General features: G+C 44.0%; 3 protein-coding genes. All 3 read right to left on the bottom strand.

Features of this window, described 5'->3' with window-relative positions; all coding sequences use genetic code 11:
• The coding region (locus tag GXO74_16830; protein NOZ63321.1) for an ABC transporter ATP-binding protein at nt 1-419 on the bottom strand (419 nt) is incomplete at its 3' end.
• Nucleotides 400-1332 carry an ABC transporter substrate-binding protein gene (locus tag GXO74_16825; GenBank protein ID NOZ63320.1) on the bottom strand — a complete coding sequence of 311 codons (933 nt, stop codon included), beginning with the start codon at nt 1330-1332 and terminating at the stop codon, nt 400-402. The genes GXO74_16830 and GXO74_16825, both read right to left, overlap by 20 nt.
• Before the next feature lie 309 nt (nt 1333-1641).
• A partial coding sequence (locus tag GXO74_16820; GenBank protein ID NOZ63319.1) for a hypothetical protein occupies nt 1642-1782 on the bottom strand: 141 nt, incomplete at its 5' end.

The raw sequence follows: 1782 nt of genomic DNA, 5'->3' as shown, positions 1-1782 counted from the left end.
GAAAGTTGGCGCTGGCTGAGATGAGAAATTTGCGTGATTTCCAGCGCATCGCGCGCAATTTTCAAGTCTTCTTTCGTGAAAGACCCAAATGGATGGAGATGCGGGTATCTTCCGAGCAGCACAAAATCCAGCACTGTGAGCGGAAGATATCGGCCATCGCTCTGCGGCACGTAACTGATAAGCCGGGCTAAATTTTTCTGGCTGAATTCCTGAAGCGGCTTTCCCAAAAAGAAAATTTCACCTGAGGTAATTGGATAAATGCGCATCAAACATTTGAGCAAGCTCGTTTTTCCTGCACCGTTGGGACCTATGATTGACAGATAGTCCTGCTCAAATATCTGAAATGAGACATCCCGCAAAATGGGTTTGCCATTGAATTGCAGGGTGAGATTTCGAATGTCAATTTGTAGTTTTCTCATGATTTTCCCAATCGATTTCAGGATGAATGATCCGCGCCAATGTATCCAGCAATTGGATAAATCTGGGACCCGGAATGACCGCATAGCTGGCATTAATCACAAAAATTCGATTTTCCCGCACAGCTTTAATCTGCGGTAGCTGCTGCCAATCCTTTTTGGCTGCCTTTGCGGCAATTGAATCCTCGGCAGCGCCAAATATGATGTCAACGATGATGTCCGGATTCAATTTAACAAGCCCTTCTCCCGACAACAGAGGGTAAGCCACAGATTTGTTCTGCAGCGCATTTTGCCCCCCGGCGATGCGTATCAATTCGGAATAATAGGTATTTTCTCCGGCAGCGTAAACATCCGCCAGAGTTCCGTTTCCGATGCTTCTGCCAATGGAAACGAGCACTTTGGGTCTGTTTTTTCCTTGCGTGAGTTTGCGAATTTTTTCAATGCGTCCGGCTAAACTGTCAACGAGCGCCATCGCCTGTTTTCGCGCATGGCAGACGTTGCCGATGATTTTAATCGCACCCAAAATATCAGCCACGGTTTTGTTGTTGACGATGCGAAAAGGAATTTTCATCTCTTTGAGAAAATTCCTCACATTTTGCTGTTCCGGCAGAATGAAAACCATGTCTGGCTTCAGCGAGGCAATGGCTTCAAAGTTAGGATCAAGAAACCCGCCGAGTCTGGTCTTTTGTTTGGCTTCCGGCGGGTAATTGCAAAAATCAGTGACTCCGACCACGCGATCGTCCAGATTGAGCGAGTAAAGGATCTCTGTTGTGCTGGGAGATAATGAGACAATTCGCCTCGGCGCTTCAGTGTTTCCCGATTTTTTTGCCGGTGGCTCTGATTTTTTATTGCAGGAGAAAAGCAAAGCGAGTATCAGAGCCATTGTTAGAGAAGTGGCGGAAAATATTTTGGACATTTTTTGCTTCATGGGAAATTTGAATTTTTATTTTGCGTTTGACTTCTGATTTTGAAACTGCTGAAGCAGTTATCTGATTTGACGTTATTTACAGTCTTTGCCACCCGAATGAATTCGGGCGTTTTTAAAAATTTAGATTGTTAGCCACAGAAGCACAGAATTTTTGGAACCCAATCCCTTCGCAGATTTTTTAAAAGTTTTGGTGGGTGTGGGGCTCTGTGAACTCTGTGCCTCCTTTGAGATCTCTGTGGTTAAATTTCAAAGATGTAGTCCACTTCTAAAGTGGACTACATCTGATTACGGTAAAATTTATTTCTGAAAACCAAAAACAAATCGAATTTCCCTACCTGGCAGGGGATAACCGTCATTCAAATAAATTGATTTATCCAGAATATTCAAAAGCTGCAATTTCGCTGACACTTTGGTTTTGAAAAGAGCGAACGAATATCC

This window comes from Calditrichota bacterium, from assembly GCA_013152715.1.
In the GTDB taxonomy this organism is placed as follows: Bacteria; Zhuqueibacterota; Zhuqueibacteria; order Thermofontimicrobiales; family Thermofontimicrobiaceae; genus 4484-87.
Note: the sequence above shows the minus strand (reverse complement) of the source record. Positions and strands in the feature narration are given on the sequence as shown.

Bases quoted from the DNA above. Each gene is read 5' to 3' on its own strand.
- GXO74_16825 (NOZ63320.1), bottom strand. From the start codon at position 1,332: ATGTCCAAAATATTTTCCGCCACTTCTCTAACAATGGCTCTGATACTC.